Raw genomic sequence first — 21,523 nt, 5'->3', positions numbered from 1 at the left:
ACAATTATTAATAATCCTCTTATTTTAAAACTTATGAAAACAATTACCACCAAACAACGAATTTTAAATGCACCGTTAACCAGAATCCTACTAGGTCTTTTAGTATGTTTTATTGCCTTTATTTTGGCACAACAAATCACTGGAAAATTACTTGATTTCACTTCATTAGATAAAAATTTCAGAAACCTCACAAAAGGCATCATCTCGTCAACAGCGGTCATTCTTACCTACATTTATTTTTTAAAAAAATATGAAAAAAGAGCCATAACCGAGTTTTCAAGCAAAGGAATAGTCAAAAATATCCTTATGGGAACTGGGATAGGAGTGTTATTACAAAGCCTTACTATACTCGTGATTATTGCGAGTAATGGTTTCGAAATCGTTACTGTCAATCCTATAGCATCAATAATTATTCCGTTCACGATAGCCTTTTCGGTTGCTATTTTTGAAGAAATTTTGATTAGAGGGATTATTTTTCGAATAGTGGAAGAAAAATTAGGAAGCTACATTTCTTTATTAATTACTGCAATTATTTTTGGAGCATTGCATGTAGCCAATCCAAATAGCACGTTACTTTCAGGATTATGTGTTGGTATAGAAGCAGGATTTTTAATGGGTGCGGCTTATATATATGCTAGAAATTTGTGGTTCCCGATTGCCATTCATTTTGCTTGGAATTTTATGCAATCCGGTATTTTTGGTGCTATAACATCGGGTAACGAAAAAACAGCTAGTTTACTTACGACTAAAATTACTGGAAATCAATTCATTACAGGAGGCGAATTTGGCCCCGAAGGAACAATTCAAGCGATTATTTTTTGCGTATTGGCTTCAATAGTTTTGCTAAAATTAAGTGCCGATAAAATGGTAAAACCCTATTGGAAAAAGGATACCAAATAAACAAGTCTCCAAATTTGATTCCCAACACTGTTAGTTTCAATTTTAAATCAAAAAATCAATTTTAGTAAAAAAAATCACAAAAAAAAACCCCTAAACAGCAATTGTTTAAGGGTTTGTTAATTTGCAATACATGTGAAATAGGCAGTCCCTTTTTTACTTTTTAATAAATTTTGTTACATATTTAGCACCATTTATTTGAACCTGTACTATGTAAATTCCTGCAGTCAAATTACTCACATCAATATCATTACCTTCTTTTTTGAAAATACTCCTAAATCTACCTTGGATATCATAAATCCGAATGGTAGCTTCCGATAAATTACTATCCGAAATCAAATGCAATATACGATCCACAGGATTTATTACTATGATTCCTTTGTTTAATTCTTGGTCTACAATGCCAAGACTATTGGTCGTAAAAAGTACTGATGAAGAAGTACTTTGTCTCCCAAAAGTATCATAAACAATGGCTGTAATGGTATGTGAACCATTGGCAATACCCAACCAATCATATTGAAATGGGGCACTACTATCCGTTCCTAACAAAATGTTTTCAGCATAAAATTCAACTTTGAAAACTACCGCATCACTATCTATAATACTTGTTGTTATAGTTACATTAGAACCCAAAACCGAATTGGCTACTGGAGAAGTAATGTTAACAGTAGGAATATAAACATCCCGAAACAAAACCGAATTGGGTATGAATTGTTTTGCAATTCCTGGGCCAGAGTAGCTAGTTTGCAAGACTGCCTCCCCTCCTTTTTGAAAAAACAATTCGGTAATGGCGTGTTTGCCTTTTTTCAAACCTATTGATCCATAATTTTCTACTGTAGCATGCAAACCGTCATTATCAACAACTAAATTGTCGCCAATATAAAGTCGGCTACCGTCATCGGAATTGGTATAAAATGTATAATATCCATCCGTAGGAATGTCGATATATCCTTTGTATCGAAAAGCATAATTACTAGCAGTGGTTGCTGGACTTAATGTGAAATTTGCTATTGAACCCCTTTTTAAGGGAGTCAAAGCATTAAAGTTGGGCAAATAATCATAACTACCCGTATAGTATTCATAACGAAGTCCGTCAAGGGTAGCAACAGGATTGTCGGGATTTCTTTTGGTAGGTGTTCCTAATCCATAAACGACCAATTGATTCGAGAAAGTAGCCATATACACTTTGCCATTGGCAATGGTAGGAGGAACAAATTTGGCAAATTTTCCTATTGCATCTCCAGCATTCATGCTGCTATTCCAGATTTCTTTGGTAACATCATTAGCATCAAAAGCTCTCAAAATTCCGCTCACAACATCATGATTCGCATCTCCATTAAACGGATGCGATGCCCAAAGAATTCCAGTTCCCGCTTGATTGGCATTGGAACTTACGGAAAGCATGGCGCCCGGCATACCGCTTGGCAAGGAAATGATCCCTTTCGTTTCATTGGCAACATCAAAACGCAAAGTAGCTCGATTGAAAGGGACTTGTTTTAAATAACTATTTTCTGCCCAAGCATATACGTATTCTTGTCCTGAATTATTTTTATAATAAACTGGAGAGCCGTGCAAATGTCTATTGTTCGTATTGGGTACTGCGCTAATGTCCCATTTTTGCAAAACGTTAGTATTGTTTACATTCATGCCTCCCATTGCATTATTGTCAATCAAATAAATAAATCCTTGTTTACTTCCCGAAAGCGACAAATGCGTATCCGGAATAAGCAAAACCCCATCCGAACCATAATCCAAATCGGCATCTTCTAATTCTTGATAATTGTTTGGCGTAAAAAAATCTTGCACTTGAAGTTGGGCATTCAATTTGACCAAACTTTCGCCTCTATTTATTGGATTATTGAGATTTCCTGCAGTTCCTACGCTTCCGTTTCCAGTTGCGATGTAAAAAAAGCCGTTTTCATCTACCGAAGGCGGCTGCCCACTCATCCAAATACCTGCATTATAGCCTGATGGAGTGGCATTATACACATACTTTTGTTGCAAAGTTGAAGCATCATATCCCATCATCCAACCATGATATGGTCCCCAATCGCAATGCGATGCCCAGCAAATGTAAACGATGCCGTTATACAGCAAAAGTCCTGGTCGTTGATTTTGAGTTTGCTGATTGAAGGTGATTTTACCATTTACACTCCCATCTCCCGTTCCAGTGACAGTAGCGGTTATAAATATGGGGCTATTGGGTTTCTCGGCTCCAGTGGTCAAATCGAGAGCATGTAAATACTGTTGGTAGGTATTGCCCGCGGTGACACTTCGCGCTACTACATACAGGGTATTTGTAACGGGGTCAACTGCAGGAGTACCTACAATGCCCATATTACCACTAAAATCTTTATAATTGCCCCCACAAGCGCCAGTCATGTCCGTATTTTTTACTGGACGAGAACCTTGGGGAGTAAGATTGGTTTGCCAAAAGGTGTCGGTTCCTGTATCCGCATCAAAGGCGTAAACAGAATTATTAACAGTTGCTACCAAAACGATAGTTTTTAGTTTGCCCCCAATACTAACGTTACTTATAATTAAGGGTTGTGTATAAATTTGATCGTCAACCGGTTTTGCAAATAGCTTTGTAAACGTTTCTGGAGTAACATTTTGTGTCGTCAAAATAGTTTCGCTATCATTCCATCCAGTACGCTTGAGATTATTATGATTGGAAAGCACATTCACCTGAGCAACAACTGCGTTGCAAAAGAATATAGTGCAAATAAGTAATGAAATTTTCTTCATAAGAAGGTTTTATTCTGTTTTTTGTATGAAAAGGTAATTTGACTAATGAATAGGGCTTGAAACAACTTTTTTAAACTTAAAACCAATCAAATTGAATTAGTTGCCCTTAATAAAGTTGGATGCATAAAAAAAATAGCGTCGTTAAATAATTCCCGTTTTCATGTTATTTTTTGGTTGTTATAAGAATTACACCACTGGAAGCTTGGGAACCATAAATCGAGGCATCCCCATCCTTTAGTACGCTAACCGTCTTTACATTAGCAGGCACTATATAATCAATACTTGATGAAATCATGCCATCCACTACAAATAATGGTTCCGAAATATTACGTATCGAACTCACCCCACGTATCGTAATTTTATTGTCTCTTGATACCGAAACGCCTGGCAAACGACCTCTTAGCAATTCATAAATATCACGATACACCACAGCATTATTATCGCCATTAGTACTTAATTTATTGGCAGTATTCACTTCGTATTGCTTTTTTTCGGCTGAATAGCGCAAGGCAACTTCGCCATTTTTGTTTTTTGCTGGTACCCCGTCTTTAGTTTCCAAAAACATAAAATTCATCACCGCTTCTTTGTTGTACTTACCAGATAACAAGCCCTGTTTTTCGGAATAAATGTTTATTACAGTTACGTTATCCGGAACCATAATCTCAAAATCACCCTTTTTGTTGGTCGTTACCTTAGTGTAGGTGGAGTCAAGATAGACTTTGGCTTTGGCAACAGGTTCGTTACCCGCAGTAACAACTTTACCTGTTAATTTGGTTTGTGCATAACCAAAACTGAATACGAGCAATAGTAGAGAAGCAAAAATAGAGGTGGTTTTCATAGTTTTTTTAAAAAAATTCTATCAAATATATAAAAAAATAGAATACTAATTGCAATTACTAACCGTGAATTACTTCATAATAGCTTGTTTGCAAATAGAATAGCAACAACTCAAATTTAAAAAGAAAAGAAAAAAAAATACTTTGATAGTCTAAAATCAAAACATCAAACATGCAGTACAACTTATAAAAGATACCCTTTATCGAGTATAAAAAAAAATCAAGGGTATCCTAATTTATTATAATTAGTTTTGAATGATTGATGCTATAATTACAGATAAATCATAATAATAAAGGCTAAAAAACACCAATTTGATATACACTTTAGCCCAAAAAATTGTAGCAAAAAATATCAAAATTAGTTTTAGTTACCCGAATTGATTTTAATATTCTATTGAAAAAAAGTGAAAGAAATATGAAAAAAAAATACACCTTTAAAAAGTACATTTTAGTAACATTATTAATTTTTTCTTGCGCAAATAGCTTTTCTAATACTCCCAAGGAATTAATTGTTTCAAAAAAAATAAGTAATATCCTTAACAGCACCACAAATAAAAAAGTACTTGTTGCTGGGCAAGAAATTAACGTACAAAGCAATGGCATTACTATACCAGATAACTATACCATTTTGAGCGTTGCTGACAACACAGACTTCGGCTCACTTGAGATAAGTTCGGGTACTATTATTAAAACTTTTGTTATTCAAAATACTGGCACTGGTACATTAGCTATAACTGGTATTACCGTACCAGGATCAGATTTTACTTTTCCAACTACTTCATTCCCTTTCAACATAAATGCTGGTGCTAGTTTCAATCTAGTAGTTACTTTTAACCCAACAACCGTTGGTCTAAAATCCACGACAATCACAATCAACAATGATGATAGTAACGAGGGTACGTATGATTTTAAAATTCAAGGTACTGGTATACAAACGTTTTATGATAGCGATGGCGATGGTATTTATGATAACGTGGACATTGATGATGATAACGACGGAATAAAAGACGTAACCGAAGAGACCAATTGCGAATCCATTAGTGCCAACAAAGCCAATTACAAATTTTTGAACGAAACCTTTGGTAACGGAGGTCGAACAACAATTAATACAACGTATAGTGCTACCACCACCTATTGTTATCAGGATGCCAGCACAGCAAGTGTTTGTGAAGGTAGTCCTAACTCAACAGATTTAAATGATGGTAAATACACCGTAGGTACAAGTGCGCAAATAGCGTCATGGGCGAGTCAATATTGGTATACTGGAACAGATCACACTACTCCCACAGCTGCAAATGGGCGGATGGCATTATTTAACGCCTCGAATACAGCAGGGATTTTTTATACCGCACAAATAACAGGTGCTTTACCAGGAATTCCTATTACCTATAGTTTTTGGGTGCTCAACCTAGATAGAGCAGATGCCCCAGGTATAGCTACTCGAAAACGCCCAAATATAAAAGTGGAGTTTAGAGATTTAAATGACGTATTATTGACCCCACCCATAACAACAGGCGATATAGCTCCTTGTGCAGCTTCACCAACAACTGGCGACTGGAAGCAATTTACTGCTAATTTAAATTTACCTGTAAATGCTTTTAAAGTTGTTTTTATAAACAACAATACAGGAGGTACAGGAAATGACTTGGCGCTTGACGACATACAAATTTCGCAACAATTATGTGATTTAGATTATGATGGCGTAGCCGATTTATTTGACCTAGACACTGATAATGATGGTATTCCTGACGTGGTAGAAGCAGGATTAGGAAACCGAAGCAACGGAAAAGGAGTAATTGATAGAACTGCAACTTCAATATCTTCCACATTCCCAACACTTTGGGTAGATACAAATGGTGATGGTCTAGACGATAATGCACTAGCCACAAGACCAACTCCTTTGGATTCAGATGGAGACGGAATACCTAATTATATAGATTTAGATAGTGACAATGATACGGTTTTTGATGTGGATGAATCGGGTGCTGGAAATACCAATGCGGTTACTGGTTTTATAAATGGTGACGGAGACATAACAGGTGACGGTCGCGGTGATGGACCTGAATCGGAAGTGTTTAGAAGTAAAGATATAAATGGTGACGGTGTAGTCGAGGGCTATGGTGATGGGATATTAGACTTATACGATTATGGGACTAAAGCAGGAGCAACAACTACAATATCTGTAGCAGATTTTAATATTGCTTTTGGAAATTCCAGTCAAGGTATTGCCAATGCTACTTTCCCTTCGGCTACCTATTTATTGGATTCTGACAATGATGGTATTCCAGATTATCTTGATGTAAAATCAGATGGAGTCAATTTTGACATTTCAAAAACACTCTATGCCGCGCTTGACACGGATGCGGTAAAAGATGGAATTATTAATGGCAGTACCGATGTTGATAAAGATGGTATTCGAGATGCCTTTGATACCAATACCGCCGTTGTTGGTTCGCCAAGAAATCTAAACCAAAAACTTTACTTGGACTTTGATGGTCGAAATGATTATGCCAAAGATCCAGTTGCGATTTTAGATAATCTTCCAAAAGCGTCACTAATGGCTTGGATTGATTTGAATACCGCTTTTAGTACAACGGGATGCATTGTTGGGCAAGATAATTTTCAGTTGCGGGTTACTAGTGCACAGAAATTAGAAGTATTCATCAAAACATCCGGAGGGAATAAAACGCTTACCTCTACAATAGTGTTAGACAAAAAGCGATGGTATCATGTGGCTGCAGTGTACGATGGTGCCAATCTAAACTTGTACTTGAATGGAACTAAAGTAGCCACACCTGCAACATTAACCGGAACCATAACAGGCAACACCACCACACTCACTATTGGTAGAGATCCTGGCTCGATTGTAGCGGCTGGAACTAACTATTTCAAAGGTAAAATAGATGAGGTGCGCGTATTTAACACCTCCCTAACCGATGACCAAGTGCAACGAATGATTTATCAAGAAATGGATCCTATTAGTACCAAACTTAAAGGAACATCATTAACTTTTAAAGAAATAGGTCAAGATTTGACCACATCTACTAGTACATTAACTTATACCAATATGGTGCGTTATTACCGTATGGATGCCTACAAAGATGATATTATTGATGACCTCTCAACCACAGCAATTGATCTAACAGGAACCAAAATCTACAACCATAAAGTAATCAAAGTTCAGGAAGCGCCACTACCATTTATAACCACTGCCGATGGTGATCTAGCCACAGTGGTTACTGATGCAACTAGAGACATTCAAGGTACTGATATCAATACGTATAGCACTATTGTAAATGTCAAACACAACGTAACTACAACTGTAGACAGAACTGATTTGGGTTTAATTATTGATGCCAACAAAAGTTTAACCGTCAACAACGATAGCGGCTTGACCAATACCTGGTTGTTGCGACTAGATGGAAAATTAGATTTACAAAGCAAATCGCAATTAGTTCAAAACAGTACTAGCGACCTTGACATAGCAAGTACTGGCTATATCGAAAGAGACCAACAAGGACAAACCAGTAAATACAATTACAATTACTGGAGTTCACCCGTGAGCCCCATCAATACAACGGCAAACAATACTAATTACACCATTTTGGGAGTGATGAAAGATGGTTTCAATAGTACCCCAAGAAACATTTCGTTTATATCAGGATATGATGGCGTTGCAGGTAATGCTGCAACTCCCGTAAGTATTGCGCGCTATTGGCTTTATAAATTTGAAAGCAAAGCCGATGATTATGCCAATTGGGTTCGCATTTTAGAAACAGACGCCTTACGTGTAGGTCAAGGTTTTACTATGAAAGGAAGTGGCGCAGCTAGTAACTTTACTTTTGTTGGCAAACCTAACAACGGCACCATCAATAATGTACTCAATAAAGCGGGTACCGATGAGCTATTTCTAACTGGTAATCCCTACCCATCGGCTTTGGACTCTAATAAGTTTATTTCGGACAATTTAATTTTAAGTACTACTGATGATTTAGGTATAGAAGGCACGCTCTATTTTTGGGAACATTATACCACTAACACTACCCATGTTGTAAAAGACTATCAGGGCGGTTATGCTGTTCGGAATCTTTTGGCAGGAATAGCGCCTGTTTCTCCGACTTCTATCAGTGGCTTGGGATTAAGTACCAGAATCCCACAAAAATACATACCCGTAGGGCAAGGTTTTTTTGTGTACGGAAAAACAACTGGCGGAGGAACAATAGTTTTTAACAACAGCCAACGTGCTTTTTTTAAGGAAACTGATGCGTCCAATTCGAATGCAATGTTCAAATCAACTTCAACCACCAAAATCTTACCAATAACTATCCCCGAAAATACCAACCAAATCATTCGGTTGGGATACAATTCCAACGATGGCTACCATCGCCAAGTGGTTTTAGGTTTTGTTCCCGAAAAAGCAACGAGCCAAATCGATTATGGATACGATTCCTATTGTTTAGATGAATTTCCAAACGATATGTATTTGCTAAATGGCGAAGAACAATTAGTCATTGAGGGCGAAGGCGCTTTTGACAGTGCACTTTCCTATCCTATTGGTGTCAAAGCGGATGCGGATGGAATGGTCAGTTTTAGAATCGATGCGCTAGAAAATTTTGATGTCAATCAACCCATTTTTATTTATGATGATGCAGACCAAAGTTACCACGACATCCGAACTGAAACCTACCAAACAACACTAGTAACAGGTCAAGATGACACCCGATTTGCCCTACGATTTACCGATAAATCTTTAGGCGTTATAGACACAACAAACAAAGACATTCGTATTTATTTCGAACAAAAAAATGCCAGCTTAAACATCTCGAATAGCCTAACCGATTTGGTTGTCGAAAAAGTAGTTTTATTCAATATCTTGGGACAATCCATAAACAATTGGAAAGTAGCCGACCAAGACCAACAAAACATCAAAATCCCAATTAAAGGAATACCTGCAGGTGTTTATATTGCCAAAATAAAAACCTCAAAAGGATTGATGAGCAAAAAAATAATTGTAAAATAATACTATTCCTTTTTTTATACTAGAAATAACCATCCATTAAAAGCTTTATTGCAATGGATGGTTTTTTTTGGGCTAAGTTCAAAATACTTTGATTTTACATACCTTTACCAAATGGCTGAAATTATAAATCAAAAATTCTAAAATTCCTATGTCCTCACACCACATTGTTCGCGACGATCAAGAACCCGCACTAATTATTGCCAACGGTGCTTCCTGCAATCCCGAGCTTTTAGGGCAATTACTGGAGTGGTCACCGCTGGTCATCGTTTTGGATTCGGCTATGGAACGAGTGATGCAACTTGACATAAAAGTCGATGTTTTATTGGGTGATTTTGACCGAGGCTTTGACCCAGAGCAGTACCAAACCACACAATATCCGCTAGAAATTGTACACACCCCAGACCAAAACAAAACCGATTTAGAAAAAGCATTAGATTACTTAATTGCTCGAAAAATTCCTGCCGTAAATATTGTTTGGGCTACTGGCAAAAGAGCCGATCACACCATTACCAATTTGACTAACATTGTACGCTATCGCAATTTAATCCAAATTGTCATTCTGGATGACCATTCGAAAATTTTCTTATTACCTAACAAATTCGAAAAATGGTACACCGCAGAAACGCCTATCTCCTTAATCCCTATTGGGGTAGTCAACGGAATTGACTCGGATAATTTGGTTTATCCCCTACAAAACGACACCCTAACTATGGGGTATAGAACGGGCAGCAGCAATGCCGTTTTGCACGATGGAATCGTAACTATAACACACATTGACGGCGATTTATTACTCATGGAATGTATGGATTAAAGGGATGTTTAGTTCAAAAAAGAACTGAAAAAGAACTCTAAAAAAAGCATTACCATACGCAAGTACGCCTATTTATTCCCAAATTCGTGACCAAATCCCAATCTATAAGCGAAGTAAATGTGCACAAACCTTCCTTAAAATCGAATGCCCTATTAAGTACTAGGGATTTACAAGATTCTATTGCTTATCTTTGCACCGAAATTAAGAAAATGAAAAGTACTAAAAGTCCCGAAAAAACAAATTTACATCCTCGAAACCAACACCGTTTTGGTTACGATTTTGAACAATTAGGAATCCTATTTCCTGAATTAGTCCCTTTTGTTTTCATCAACGAACACCAAATCGAATCCATAGATTTCAGCAATCCCGAAGCCGTAATAGCCCTAAATAAAGCCTTGCTAATCGCCAATTACGACATTCAAAATTGGGACATTCCTACCAATTACCTCTGCCCACCCATTCCTGGAAGAGTCGATTATATTCATTACATCGCTGACTTGTTGGCCTTGACAAACAATGGAATCATCCCTATAGGCGAAGCAGTTCAAGGATTAGACATTGGCGTTGGTGCCAATTGTATTTATCCAATTCTGGGAAATTCAGTCTATGATTGGAGTTTTGTAGGCACAGATATTGACGAAAAAGCGATTCAAAATTGCAAAAAAATAATTGCTAATAACCCACAATTAATCGAGTCTATTAGTTTGCAACTTCAAGTGGAATCACGTTTTATTTTCAAAAACATCATCACTCCCGAAGACAAATTTACCTTTACCATTTGCAATCCTCCCTTTCATAACTCCAAGGAAGAAGCCACAAAATCATCGATTCGCAAAGTAAACAACCTTGAAAACACTAGAACTACTAAACCAGTTCTGAATTTTGGAGGTCAAAATGCCGAATTATGGTGCGAAGGTGGCGAGTTGGGTTTCATCACGCAAATGATTTTTGAAAGTGCTAAATATCCCATGCAATGCTTGTGGTTTACCACTTTGGTCTCTAAACAATCGCATTTGACCAGCCTTTACAAAACCCTAAACAAAGTAAATGCCGCTACCATAAAAACCATTGATATGGCACAAGGCCAAAAAACAAGCCGAATAGTAGCTTGGACTTTTTTGTCAGAAACACAACAGAAGAACTGGAAGTTTGAATAGTATTTTTTTTAAAGTTTTTCTTTTTAATCTAAAAAATAACCCCACACGATTTCAAGTTGCTTGAATTCTTGTGGGGTTTTACATTTAAAATAGAATCTATTCTCCCAAAAAAGGATATCTATAATCCTCTGGAGTTACAAAAGTTTCTTTGATGGTTCTTGGCGAAGCCCAACGCAACAAATTCAATGCTGATCCTGCTTTATCATTGGTTCCAGAAGCTCTTGCGCCACCAAAAGGTTGCATACCTACAACGGCACCAGTTGGTTTATCATTGATATAAAAATTACCAGCAGCATTTTGCAAAGCCGTTGTCGCTTGCTCAATAGCATAGCGATCTTGACTGAAAACGGCTCCTGTCAAAGCATATTCCGAAGTGGTGTCTACCAATTGTAATGTTTCCATCCAATTGGCATCTTCGTAGACAAAAATAGTCATTACTGGCCCAAACAATTCGGTTGCCATGGTGGTGTAATTAGGATTTGTGGTTACGATTATGGTTGGTTCTATAAAGTAACCTATGGATTTATCATAGTTTCCGCCAACGATGATTTCGGCATCAGCATCTTTTTTGGCTTGATCTATAAAACATGCCAGTTTATCAAAAGATCCTTCATGAATAACGGCTGTTATAAAATTGCTAAAATCTTCTGGAGATCCCATTTTCATTGATTTAGTATCGGCAATCAATTGTTCTTTTACCGCTGACCACAAACTTTGCGGTACATAAGCTCTGGAAGCAGCCGAACATTTTTGACCTTGAAATTCGAATGCACCACGAACGATTCCTGTGGCCACTTGTTTCGCATTGGCACTTGGATGCGCAATAATAAAATCCTTTCCACCCGTTTCACCAACAATTCTTGGATAGGTTTTGTAATGATGAATGTTCATTCCAATTTTGGCCCAAATGTCCTTGAACACATGTGTTGAACCTGTAAAATGGATTCCAGCAAAATCACGACTTGCCAAAACAGTATCGGTAATCATTAAGGCATCGCCAAAAACTACGTTGATCACGCCATCTGGAACACCAGCTTCTTTAAAAACATCGATAATTATTTTTGCAGAAAAAACTTGACTATCACTTGGTTTCCAAATCACTACATTCCCCATCATGGCGGCACTTGCAGGAAGATTAGCGGCGATGGCGGTAAAGTTAAAAGGCGTAATGGCATAAACAAAACCCTCGAGCGGACGGTATTCTAACCGATTCCACATGTCCGAGGTCGATGCAGGTTGATCGCTATAGATTTGTGTCATGAACTGCACATTGAAACGCAAAAAGTCTATCAATTCGCAAGAGGCGTCAATTTCGGCTTGGTGTATGTTTTTGGACTGCGCAATCATTGTTGCGGCATTTATTCTAGCTCTGTAAGGCCCAGCAATTAACTCGGCTGCTTTCAAGAAAATAGCGGCACGTTGTTCCCAAGCCATATTTGCCCATGCCGTTCTGGATTCAAGAGCATTGGCAATGGCTTTTTCGACATGGCTTTTTTCGGCTAGATGATAGGTTCCTACAACGTGTTGGTGGTCATGAGGAGCGGTCATATTTCTAGTATTTCCAGTTCTAATTTCTTCGCTACCAATATACAATGGCACATCGATTTGAGTATTCCACATGGTTTTGTAAGCGGCTTGAACTGCTGCTTTTTCGGGGGAATTGGGTGCGTAACCTTTTACAGGTTCGTTTACGGCTTTGGGTACATTAAAAAATCCTTTTAGCATATTGATAAATTTAAAAGAGTAAGCGTTCGTTGTGAATGTGTTTTGTACTATTTCACAAAAGTACGAATGATTGTTTTAAAAATTGGTATTTGTTAGTATAAACTATTGGTAAAATAATGGTGATTGTATGACCCAGCCCAGATAGTAATGGAAAGCCCGGACTGAAAAAAACTAATTTTTCTTGTTCTAAAAGAGCGACCAAAGGAAGCTCCTTTTAGGGCATAGAAAAATAGTTTTTTGAGGGAGGACTTGTAGTGGATAGCTGGAAATAGCTCCTAAAAATAAAAGTTACGCGTTTAGTTTAACGCAAAAGGGGCGCAAAGTTTGAAGGTAGGAACGATCACTTTGAATGTTTTGGTGCTGGTGAAATTGATCATATTAAAATGTCCTTTCATAGCGCCATAAGGCGACGATAGCAGGCAACCAGAGCTGTAGGTGTGAAATTCGCCTGGTTTTAGAACGGGTTTTTTACCTATTATTCCTTCGCCATCAACGATTTCTACATCATTTAAAGAGTCGATTATTTCCCAGTGACGTGAGGTCAATTGCACGGAATCTTTGCTTTGATTTTCGATTGTTATTTCATAACTAAAGGCAAAATGAATCTTGTAGTTTTTGAAGTAGGTACCTTCAAAACTGGTTAGAACTGAAATTTTTATGCCTCTTGTGATTTGTGAAACCATTGCAAAAAGAAATTATATGCTTAATAATGACAAATTTACAAAAAAATGATTTTGTTTTGTCATTTTTTAAAATGTTTTTTTAGTTGGTGATATTTACAGAATTGGCTACTCCCTTGCCAATTACGCGATCATACCGATCCGTGTTTTCTCGATAATAGACCAGAATGGTATAGTCGTTTTCGGTTTGATAAAAATTACCGTTTATGGCATTTTCGGGGTCGAGAACACCTTTGGAATCTGCTATTGAATACTGGAAATTTGTAAATCCTTGTTTGATTAGAATTGCTTTTTCGTACACCGCTTTTTTGGTATTGTACTCCATTTTGTATTCTGGTGTTTGGTTGTAATTGTTGAACATGCCGCCTACATAAATGTCTTTATTCAATCGGAAGGTGGGTGCTGATAGGCTAAAGTAAACCCAAGCATAATCAGCTTCGACGGCATTGTTGGTTGCATTAATGTTCTTGACTACAAAATTCCCATTGACATCTTGCGTGAAGTTATATGGAAAATTAGCTCTGGCATCACTGGTATATAAGTAGGTGCTGTAAATGGCGCTGTTGGTATCCACGTGCGAAACGTTATTGTTAGCGGCACGAATGTCCTTGTTTTCAAAATACAAATACTCGTTGCCAGCCCAAAATTGGGTTTCGGTGTCGTATTTATAAATCAAATCATTGCCAATGGTATATTGTGGCGCAACGTTTTTTATAGGATTGTTTACTTGTCCGTTTTGAAGCAAAAGCACTTTTATGTTTTTTGACGGATTTTGAAACGTAATGGTATTGGATTTTATGGTAAAATCTAAATTTTGTTTGGTCTCAATATTGGCTATTGTTCGCGCTCTTTTTACTGCTATCGAAAGGGTTACCAGGTCTTCATAAAGAATGAATTTTCTAGAAAAAACGACTTCTTTATCCTCATTTAAAATTTTGAGCATGTAATTGCCACTAATTTTTAGTTGCGTAAATTGGTTTGGAATGGCCACTTTATAATGCGAATACAGTTGCAAGGTATTGAAGGAATTGGTATAATCCTGAATTCGTTGCCCATCAAATCCTTGCATATACTCGTTTTTAGCAATATCCGAAGGAATCCAATTGTAATCACAATGTACGATTTCGTAATAATAATTGGCTTCATTGCCAAATAAATCATCAAAATCTAGGGCAAAGGATTCTCCTAGTTTGAATATCGGGATTAAATTCGCTGTGTTTTGAGTAAACGAAATTGTTTTGATGTTGTAGGGCGGAACCACTTCGTTCTCGACTTGAGCCCAAAGAGTTACTACTTTAAATACGATAAAAAAAATGCATAAAACCGATTTGTTCATAAGGCTGTATTTCTTGAATTGTAAATGTAACGATTTTGAATCCAGTATATTGCTAGAACTTTGATTAATACGATTTAAAACAAACCGGGATAATTTCGCCTTTGGCCAAGCAGTATTTGTCGACTAATTGGGGTGCTATTTTTTGAGTATAATCCTCTTCAACTACTGTAAAACCGATGCTTCGCAATTTATCAAAATAATCTCGACCGTAAATGCGCACGTGATCGTATTGCCCAAAAATTTTGGCACGCTCTTTTTGATCTGTGATGGTATCGTCAGCAAAAGTTACGTCGCGTTTCAAGTCTTGTGGAATTTGAAGAATCGCCATTCCGCCTGGTTTTAAAACCCGATATAATTCCTGCATCGCTTTCGTGTCGTCTGGAATGTGTTCCAAAACGTGGTTGCACAAAATCACATCGTATTGATTGTCCTGAAAAGGCAAATTACAAATATCCGCTTTGACATCGGCCAAGGGCGAAAACAAATCGGTGGTGGTGTAATCGAGGTTTTTTTGCTGGCGAAACAATTTATAAAAAGCTTGTTCGGGCGCAAAATGCAAGACTTTCTTTTTTTCTTTGGACGAAAAAAAGTCGGTTTCATCGTTTAAATATAGCCAAAGCAAACGGTGTCTTTCCAGCGAAAGTGTACTTGGCGAAAGTACATTATTGCGTTGCGTTTCGTAGCCATACGGCAACATCGACTTGAAGCTTTTGCCATCAATAGGATCCGTAAATTTGTCTCCTTTTAAGGTAAAAGCGATAATAGGTCGCGCCACGTAACTTAATCTTATTAGGATTGGGCGTGGTATGGTATTGAGGATGACTTTGAAGAGTTTTTTCATTTATATTTTAAAATCGGATGCTTTGACTAATTTTAACTTTGAATAAGTGCCTAAATATTCTTTTTCTAGTAGTCTTATTATTTTATTAAATTCTTCTAGCTTTGTAGAAGGAGTTCTAGCGTCATTATAGACATAATGAATTTCTAAAAAATTATTTGGAAAACAAATGTTCAGAGATTGGTCTTCTTTTTTAAGATGTTTAATGAAAGTCATCAATCCTTCTGTTGCTTTTAAACGAAAATCAATTAGTTTAATATTTCCATTTTTAAATTCAACGAATATAATTTTATTTTCTTTAAAAAAAATGGTGTCGGATGATTTTATAGCGCCTTTTAAACTATCATAATTAAACACTAATTCTTCTGAATCAATGAGAGACGTAGAATTTGCGGAATCTATCGAGGCTTCTTTTAGTTTTATTTTAGAAACAGTTTTTTCAAAAAGCTGTTCAATTTCATTAATCCTCATCGTTCAAGTCTTGAATTGTATAAAAAGCTTCAGAAATAGAATTTAAAATAGGCATAATATCTTCAGTGACATCAATTATTTTAGAAGACAACCCATCTTCATTTTTCTTTGCAAAATAAAAATTTGTTGAACTTTCGTACTTATATTTTTTAGTATAAGCTTCTAAAGCTTCAATAAAATAAGGACTATGAGAAGTTAAAATAATAGGAATAGCAAACTCTTTAGATAATAAAACTAAAATCTCTGCAAATTTTACTTGCCAAGTTGGGTGTAAATGGACTTCTGGCTCGTCTAATATTAATAATGTGTTTTGATTCAGTACACCTTTTTGAATTAACAATTGTAATATTCCAAAGCTTTTTATACCAGTTGCAACATTTCTAAAATCAAATGCAACATCATTTTTTTTGTAGATTAATTCCCCTCTTTTATTAAAATCGAATTTTCCTTTGAGTATTTCAAAAATATTCTCTTGAAAACGCTTAAACTTCTCGGTGTTGTCTGAAAAAATATCAACCTCTTTTTCTTCTTGGAAAATTTTACTGTTTAAATAAATATTTTTATCTCTCATTAAATTACTTCCAAAAGAGCCAAAAAACCTTTCTTGAAGTTTCATCGGAGATTCGATAAAAACAACGTCTTGATAATAAAAGTCAGATATTGAATCAAAACCTTCAAAAGATGTTTTCTCGTTAAATGTTATTTTTTGATTAGAAAAGCCTTCTGCAGAAACAAAAGAATCATTTGAGTTGAATTGGTTTTGAATTTGATTTCCAAACCCATCTTTAAAATACGTTTCAATTTCAAAATGTTTGACTTCAATTGAATCAAATGAAATAGAAATGCGATTTATTATTTCTTCGGTGATATTCGAAAGCCTATTTTTTGTAATTTCATCCGAAAATGAATTAATTAATCTATTAATTCTATCTAATTCTAAAATTAATTCATTTTGATCTATTGAAACATTGTTTGACCTAAAACGTATGCGATATTTGTCAAAAATTGAATTTTCGGATTCTAAAATGTCATTAAGAATTGATTTTTGAATTTCTTCTTCTTCTTTATCTAATGGTTTTATCCTTGTTAATAAAATCCGAAGGTCTCTTATACGTTCAACTATGAAATCGTATTTAGAGGCATTGAAGCTTTCTTCGTCAATATTAACACCTCTAACCAAAGCATACAAAACCTTTCCAACAGTACTTTTTCCAGAATCGTTTTGACCTGCAATTAAAGTAATTCCATCAACATTAATATCGGCTTCTTCAATAATTCCAATATTTTGAAGTTTTAGTCTCATTGTACTATTTTTTTATAAAAGTAGTTATTTTTTCAAACTTAATTGCAAATGTATTCTTCGTAAAATTAAATCACAAAAGGTACTTTCCTAAACTCCTCTTCTTCGTTGCTCACAATCCCTAAAGCTTGATAAACATAAGCAAATGTGGACAAAATTTCTGGTTTTCCGTCAATAATAGCCACATCGTGTTCAAAATGTGCTGATGGTTTCCCGTCGGCAGTGGTGATAGTCCAGCCGTCTTTATGCTGTCTTATGTTTTTTGTCCCCAGATTTATCATGGGTTCTATGGCAACAACCATTCCTTCAATAAAAAGTTTGCCACGACCGCGTTTTCCATAATTTGGCATTTCAGGATCTTCGTGCATTTTTTGACCTACGCCGTGACCTACTAACTCCCTAACAACGCCATATCCATGGGCTTCGGTATATTTTTGAATAGCATTACCCACATCCTCTACTCGATTTCCTAGTTTTAATTCTCGAATTCCTACGTATAAAGATTCCTTGGTCACTCGCAATAATTTTTTTACGTCTTCGGCTACTTCACCAATTTCAAATGAATAGGCGTGATCACCATGAAAACCGTTTTTGTAAGCACCACAATCTACCGAAATCACATCGCCACTTTCTAGTGGTTTATTGTTAGGAATCCCATGTACTACTTGGGAATTTGGACTCATGCACAACGAATTTGGAAAACCGTACAAACCAAGAAAACTAGGTTCCGCACCATGATCCCGAATAAATTCTTCGGCTCTTTTGTCTAGGTATAAAGTAGTTACGCCTACTTTAATTTCGGAAGCTATCATTCCGAGTGTTTTGGATACGATTAAAGCACTTTCGCGCATTAATTCTATTTCTTCACGAGTTTTTGGGATAATCATATTTTCGTATTTTTGGTGCGCAAAAATACACTTTTTAAATTATTTAATTTGTGTTGGCCATAATTTTAAATAATTCAGAATTCGAAATATAGAATCTATTTTCTAATGTTATAGCGGCTAATTGAGCGGAAACCAGATTATTCTCTCGAGTATTGATTAAAAACAAAGAACTTTCTCCAAAAGTAAACAGTCGCTCCTCGGAAGTAAGCATTGTGGTATTGTCTAGCACCAACCCTTTTGCAATGACACGTTGCTTGGCTAATGAAACAATTTCAATTTTTTGAGCATTTATTTTATTGGTTAGCTGTACTTTTTCAAGACTTAAAATAAATTCAGTTTCTTGAATTTTATATTTAGCAAGTTTTAGACTTCCTCGCTCTTTTCTTAAAAAAATAGGGAATGCAAAATCCAATCCAACTTTGTAATCCTTAAATTGATAGTTGTCAAAATACCGAGGTTCTGATAGATAGGAATAACCAATGTCGATTTTGGGTAACAACATATTACTTTTCACTTTTTTATCGATGGTCAAAAGCTCAATTTTTCGTTCCAAAGAATTAATTTTTGGATGATTGGTAAGTATGAAATCTGCTTGTAATAATTCATTTGTTTTAAGTGTTTCTTGAATAGTGTTTTCTAATTGCTCTTCGGGAATCATACCATCTGATAATTCAACAGGAATGGTATTCTCGAGCCAAAGAAAATTGGAAAGTTCTAATTTAGCTTTGGACAATTTTAGTTTAGCATCTTCAAGGCTTAATAACCTATTTTTTACAACAATTCCCGCTTCTGTGCTGTCAATTGCTGGCTTATCTCCGTTCTTGATTAGGACTTGAATACCTTTGAACCGTTTTTCGGCATTGCTTAAATATTGTTGATATAACCGTAGCTCATCGTAATTTTTTTTCCAATTAAAGTAAGCAATTGCTGCGTTATGCAAAACCGAAATGGCTTCTAATGCTCTTTCTGCTTTGCTTACTTGTATTTGAATTTTAGCTTTTTGCAGGTCAGCCATTCTTTGATTAATGAGCAACCCTTGTCCAAGAGGAACACTAATTCCTAAAGAAGTCAAACCTTGATTAGGTGTTGTATTTTCTGGGTTTAAGTAAACACCATCATTATTATCAAAGCTCGCTTTTATCTCAATTCCATACCAAGTTGGTATTTTAAAACTACTGTTTAAAATAGAATAATATTCTTTGTTTTTGAACTTTTTTTGGTTAAAATCAACTTCAATTTTAGGATCAAAAGCACCTCTTGCCATCATTAAATTAGCTTGTGCACGACTAATTTCTAAATCTGCATTTTTAACAAGGGGATGGTATTTTTTTACGAGACCTAAATATTCATCGAAAGATAGTTGTACCTCTTTACTTGTTTGTAAGGTGCTCGTAATGGTTTGAGATTTTGCTACAAATCCCATAATTAAAAAGGCAAAAACGAATTGTCTCATTATTTTTTTTCTTTATTATTTTTGGATAATTTGGATTTAGTTTTATAGTAATCAGGGGGAAACCCGTTTAAAATTCTCCATATTTCGAACCAAACTGGCACTGTGTTTAAAAGTGCAATAGTTTGTGCACCAGAACCTATACTTAATTGTTTTGGCCATTTATCTTGTGTTGGATCTGGAGCAATTAAGACTCTAAATTTTCCGTTTTCGCTAATAAAATTTTCAATAGCAACTATTTCACCTCCAAAAGTACCATAGGACATTTCTGGCCATCCAGAGAATACAATTGTTGGCCAGCCATCAAACCAAACTCTAATTTTTTCCCCTTTTTTTATTAATGGTAAATCAACTGGGTTGACAAAAGTCTCGACAGCAACATCATATTCAGAGGGCATAATAGTAACAATTGGCGTTCCTTCTTTGATAGTTTCACCAATTCCAGCTTGTAAAGCTCTGTTTATATATCCGTTTTGTGCTGCTTTTATGTAGTAAAGACCGTTCCTTATACTATAATTTGCATATTGATTTTCTAGTTTATTGACTTGAGCTTCGGTATCAAATTGATTGCTTAATGCCGTGAATTGATCACTTTGAGCTTTTGACACTTTCTCGGAATATTCGGCTCCAATTCTATTTATTTCTACTTTAGAATTTATATACTCATTTTTGCTGGTTAAGTATTTATTTTCTTGAGTAATGATTTTGGCATCAACTTCTTGCAATTTCAAGCGTTTCTCTTCAACATCGGTTACTGGCTTTAACCCTTCTTTGTTTAATTGTACGGAACGATTGAATTGTGTATTCGCAATTTTTACTTGTGTTTTTATGGCTTCAAGATCCATCGAATCACTTTTAATTTTCAAAAGAGATTGTTTTATTTTATTATTTGCTTGCTCTAATTTTAGTTTTTTCTCATTTTCAATAGCTTGAATTTGAACGGATACCGTATTGACTTTATTGGTATACGATGTAAGTGCTTGTTTTTTGGCAGTTACTTGATTTTGGGTGTTAGTAACTAAATTAGGGTCTAAATAATCTTCCTTTATCTCGGATATAAATAGGATTGTATCCCCTTTTTTAACAAAATCCCCTTCTTGAACATACCATCTTTCTATTCGTCCAGAAATGACACTTTGAATAGACTGTGGCCTTTGATTGGGTTTTAGAGTTGTTACAGCACCCGTACTAGAAATATTTTGAGTCCAAGGTAAAAAAAGTGCCACTACTGCCAAAATCGAAACCGTGGTAATAATTCTATTTAAAATTTTGTAATGAGGCCTATTTTCTAAATTTTGAACGTTTTGATACTTTCGTAAGGATTTAGAATAGTGGCTAATGTTTTCGGATATATTAAGCATTGTTTG

15 protein-coding genes are annotated in these 21,523 nt (G+C 35.8%); 4 read left to right on the top strand and 11 right to left on the bottom strand.

The window, feature by feature from the left end; all coding sequences use genetic code 11:
- Positions 1 to 33 precede the first annotated feature (33 nt).
- Positions 34 to 900: a CPBP family intramembrane glutamic endopeptidase gene (locus FNW21_RS08235; RefSeq protein WP_144256260.1), complete on the top strand. Its 867-nt coding sequence runs from the start codon at positions 34 to 36 to the stop codon at positions 898 to 900.
- A 153-nt stretch (positions 901 to 1,053) separates the two neighbouring features.
- Here the strand turns inward: FNW21_RS08235 and FNW21_RS08230 are convergent, their stop codons facing one another.
- Positions 1,054 to 3,645 carry a PA14 domain-containing protein gene (locus tag FNW21_RS08230; RefSeq protein WP_144256259.1) on the bottom strand — a complete coding sequence of 864 codons (2,592 nt, stop codon included), beginning with the start codon at positions 3,643 to 3,645 and terminating at the stop codon, positions 1,054 to 1,056.
- A gap of 163 nt (positions 3,646 to 3,808) precedes the next feature.
- A complete protein-coding gene (locus FNW21_RS08225; RefSeq protein WP_144256258.1) occupies positions 3,809 to 4,483 on the bottom strand; it encodes a TonB-dependent receptor plug domain-containing protein in 675 nt (224 codons plus the stop codon).
- A gap of 413 nt (positions 4,484 to 4,896) precedes the next feature.
- Here FNW21_RS08225 and FNW21_RS08220 point away from each other — a divergent pair, with 413 nt between their 5' ends.
- From FNW21_RS08220 to rlmF, 3 genes are all read left to right on the top strand, one after another.
- Positions 4,897 to 9,501: a LamG-like jellyroll fold domain-containing protein gene (locus FNW21_RS08220; protein ID WP_144256257.1), complete on the top strand. Its 4,605-nt coding sequence runs from the start codon at positions 4,897 to 4,899 to the stop codon at positions 9,499 to 9,501.
- A gap of 148 nt (positions 9,502 to 9,649) precedes the next feature.
- Entirely contained in the window at positions 9,650 to 10,312 is a 663-nt protein-coding gene (locus FNW21_RS08215; protein WP_144256256.1) for a thiamine diphosphokinase, read from the top strand.
- A 209-nt stretch (positions 10,313 to 10,521) separates the two neighbouring features.
- The gene (rlmF, locus tag FNW21_RS08210) at positions 10,522 to 11,469 is read left to right on the top strand and encodes a 23S rRNA (adenine(1618)-N(6))-methyltransferase RlmF (protein WP_144256379.1); all 948 of its coding nucleotides are present in this window, start codon (positions 10,522 to 10,524) and stop codon (positions 11,467 to 11,469) included.
- Positions 11,470 to 11,565: 96 nt separating this feature from the next.
- On the opposite strand, the gene pruA is transcribed toward rlmF, so the two are convergent.
- The 9 genes from pruA to FNW21_RS08165 all read right to left on the bottom strand — a co-directional run bounded on the left by pruA (position 11,566) and on the right by FNW21_RS08165 (position 21,517).
- The gene (pruA, locus tag FNW21_RS08205; protein ID WP_144256255.1) at positions 11,566 to 13,194 is read right to left on the bottom strand and encodes an L-glutamate gamma-semialdehyde dehydrogenase; all 1,629 of its coding nucleotides are present in this window, start codon (positions 13,192 to 13,194) and stop codon (positions 11,566 to 11,568) included.
- A 296-nt stretch (positions 13,195 to 13,490) separates the two neighbouring features.
- On the bottom strand, positions 13,491 to 13,877 hold the full coding sequence (gene apaG / locus FNW21_RS08200) for a Co2+/Mg2+ efflux protein ApaG (RefSeq protein ID WP_144256254.1): 387 nt from the start codon (positions 13,875 to 13,877) through the stop codon (positions 13,491 to 13,493).
- A gap of 79 nt (positions 13,878 to 13,956) precedes the next feature.
- Positions 13,957 to 15,210, bottom strand: coding sequence for a type IX secretion system plug protein (locus tag FNW21_RS08195; protein ID WP_144256253.1), 1,254 nt, complete (start codon positions 15,208 to 15,210; stop codon positions 13,957 to 13,959).
- Between the two features lie 64 nt (positions 15,211 to 15,274).
- Positions 15,275 to 16,051: a class I SAM-dependent methyltransferase gene (locus tag FNW21_RS08190; RefSeq protein ID WP_144256252.1), complete on the bottom strand. Its 777-nt coding sequence runs from the start codon at positions 16,049 to 16,051 to the stop codon at positions 15,275 to 15,277.
- Positions 16,052 to 16,519: a hypothetical protein gene (locus FNW21_RS08185; protein WP_144256251.1), complete on the bottom strand. Its 468-nt coding sequence runs from the start codon at positions 16,517 to 16,519 to the stop codon at positions 16,052 to 16,054.
- Positions 16,509 to 17,822, bottom strand: a complete 1,314-nt coding sequence (locus tag FNW21_RS08180) for an AAA family ATPase (protein ID WP_144256250.1) — start codon at positions 17,820 to 17,822, stop codon at positions 16,509 to 16,511. The genes FNW21_RS08185 and FNW21_RS08180 overlap by 11 nt, the downstream gene beginning before the upstream one ends.
- Positions 17,823 to 17,887: 65 nt before the next feature.
- Complete coding sequence (gene map / locus FNW21_RS08175; protein WP_144256249.1) at positions 17,888 to 18,706, bottom strand: type I methionyl aminopeptidase; 819 nt, start codon at positions 18,704 to 18,706, stop codon at positions 17,888 to 17,890.
- Positions 18,707 to 18,749: 43 nt separating this feature from the next.
- Positions 18,750 to 20,159, bottom strand: a complete 1,410-nt coding sequence (locus FNW21_RS08170) for a TolC family protein (protein WP_144256248.1) — start codon at positions 20,157 to 20,159, stop codon at positions 18,750 to 18,752.
- Positions 20,159 to 21,517, bottom strand: coding sequence for an HlyD family secretion protein (locus tag FNW21_RS08165; protein ID WP_144256247.1), 1,359 nt, complete (start codon positions 21,515 to 21,517; stop codon positions 20,159 to 20,161). The genes FNW21_RS08170 and FNW21_RS08165 overlap by 1 nt, the downstream gene beginning before the upstream one ends.
- Between the last annotated feature and the right edge of the window lie 6 nt (positions 21,518 to 21,523).

It is taken from the genome of Flavobacterium restrictum (assembly GCF_007097245.1).
GTDB classification, from domain to species: Bacteria; Bacteroidota; Bacteroidia; order Flavobacteriales; family Flavobacteriaceae; genus Flavobacterium; species Flavobacterium restrictum.
The sequence above is the reverse complement of the archived record's forward strand: the minus strand, read 5'-3'. Positions and strand labels throughout refer to the sequence as shown.

Coding starts and splice junctions, on each gene's coding strand:
- FNW21_RS08190 (WP_144256252.1), bottom strand. CDS start 16,051: ATGAAAAAACTCTTCAAAGTCATCCTCAATACCATACCACGCCCAATC.
- map (WP_144256249.1), bottom strand. CDS start 18,706: ATGATTATCCCAAAAACTCGTGAAGAAATAGAATTAATGCGCGAAAGT.
- FNW21_RS08195 (WP_144256253.1), bottom strand. CDS start 15,210: ATGAACAAATCGGTTTTATGCATTTTTTTTATCGTATTTAAAGTAGTA.
- FNW21_RS08220 (WP_144256257.1), top strand. CDS start 4,897: ATGAAAAAAAAATACACCTTTAAAAAGTACATTTTAGTAACATTATTA.
- pruA (WP_144256255.1), bottom strand. CDS start 13,194: ATGCTAAAAGGATTTTTTAATGTACCCAAAGCCGTAAACGAACCTGTA.
- FNW21_RS08230 (WP_144256259.1), bottom strand. CDS start 3,645: ATGAAGAAAATTTCATTACTTATTTGCACTATATTCTTTTGCAACGCA.
- FNW21_RS08215 (WP_144256256.1), top strand. CDS start 9,650: ATGTCCTCACACCACATTGTTCGCGACGATCAAGAACCCGCACTAATT.
- FNW21_RS08180 (WP_144256250.1), bottom strand. CDS start 17,822: ATGAGACTAAAACTTCAAAATATTGGAATTATTGAAGAAGCCGATATT.
- FNW21_RS08235 (WP_144256260.1), top strand. CDS start 34: ATGAAAACAATTACCACCAAACAACGAATTTTAAATGCACCGTTAACC.
- rlmF (WP_144256379.1), top strand. CDS start 10,522: ATGAAAAGTACTAAAAGTCCCGAAAAAACAAATTTACATCCTCGAAAC.
- FNW21_RS08225 (WP_144256258.1), bottom strand. CDS start 4,483: ATGAAAACCACCTCTATTTTTGCTTCTCTACTATTGCTCGTATTCAGT.
- apaG (WP_144256254.1), bottom strand. CDS start 13,877: ATGGTTTCACAAATCACAAGAGGCATAAAAATTTCAGTTCTAACCAGT.
- FNW21_RS08170 (WP_144256248.1), bottom strand. CDS start 20,159: ATGAGACAATTCGTTTTTGCCTTTTTAATTATGGGATTTGTAGCAAAA.
- FNW21_RS08165 (WP_144256247.1), bottom strand. CDS start 21,517: ATGCTTAATATATCCGAAAACATTAGCCACTATTCTAAATCCTTACGA.
- FNW21_RS08185 (WP_144256251.1), bottom strand. CDS start 16,519: ATGAGGATTAATGAAATTGAACAGCTTTTTGAAAAAACTGTTTCTAAA.